The sequence below is a fragment of the Rothia sp. HMSC069C10 genome (assembly GCF_001812205.1).
Classification (GTDB): domain Bacteria; phylum Actinomycetota; class Actinomycetes; order Actinomycetales; family Micrococcaceae; genus Rothia; species Rothia mucilaginosa.
The window spans coordinates 329,888-330,757 of the sequence record NZ_KV808301.1 but is presented as its reverse complement, the minus strand read 5'-3'; the positions used below and the strand labels follow the sequence as shown (position 1 = coordinate 330,757).

Here is an 870-nt window from a genome sequence, read left to right as displayed (position 1 = left end):
CTTCTCGAAACACATGTGGCTTCTCGCCGTCTATGGGGGGGAGGGGATGGAATCTTTCGATAGGTTAGTGTCTTCACCACGGGTTAAAGACCCACGGCGAAGACACTAACCTATCGAAACAGCCAGTTACCCGCCGCCTGACCTACCTCGGCGCTGATTTGTGCCATAGGTTAGTGTCTTTGGTCGTAGTTAAAAACCATGGCAGAAGTCCGTAACCTATGACCGAATTTTCTGTGTGGTGTGTATAGGCGGGGGAGTGCGCCTCCAGAAACCCCCTCATCCCGCAATATTTTCTGGTTTTTCTCCAGCGTGGGGCGGTGTAGCCCCTTATCTTGTCAGGGGTGCCCCGTACTTTGGGTGTAGAGAACAACGACGCGTTCTCGCCCCCTCCGCCGAGCGACCAAAGGAGCCCCTCATGTACACGGTTGGTTACTACAATGACGAAGACTTCCGCGCCTTCTACTCCGGCCAGGACGCCGCCAACATTGACGACTTCTTCACTGACAACGGCGAATACCTCATGGTGTACCTGCCGGAGGTGACTGACCGCGAGTTCCTCGCCGGCCTCCGCTACGGTAACGGCTGCGACGTGCTCTGCCAGAGCGGATATGCCCTCGACGAGGCGGAAGAGGCCCTCCGCGACATGTATGCGCTCGCCGTGTAGCCGACCCGCCCACCTGGCACAGATGGGATCCGGTCATGAGTTGCGGATTTATGCCATAGGTTAGTGTCTTTGGTCGTAGTTAAAAACCACGGTCGAAGACACTAAACCATGGCACAAATTCTGCAGGGTCGGCGCCTTCGTGGACGCAGAGATATTTGATGCATAAAGCATTGATGTGTCCGAATAATGACGTTCAGATACTATTG

Annotated in this window: 1 protein-coding gene; it reads left to right on the top strand. The window is 55.1% G+C overall.

The annotated features are described in order from the left end of the window. Positions 1-415: 415 nt before the first annotated feature. Entirely contained in the window at positions 416-664 is a 249-nt protein-coding gene (locus tag HMPREF2842_RS06320) for a hypothetical protein (protein WP_070593355.1), read from the top strand. Positions 665-870 lie beyond the last annotated feature (206 nt).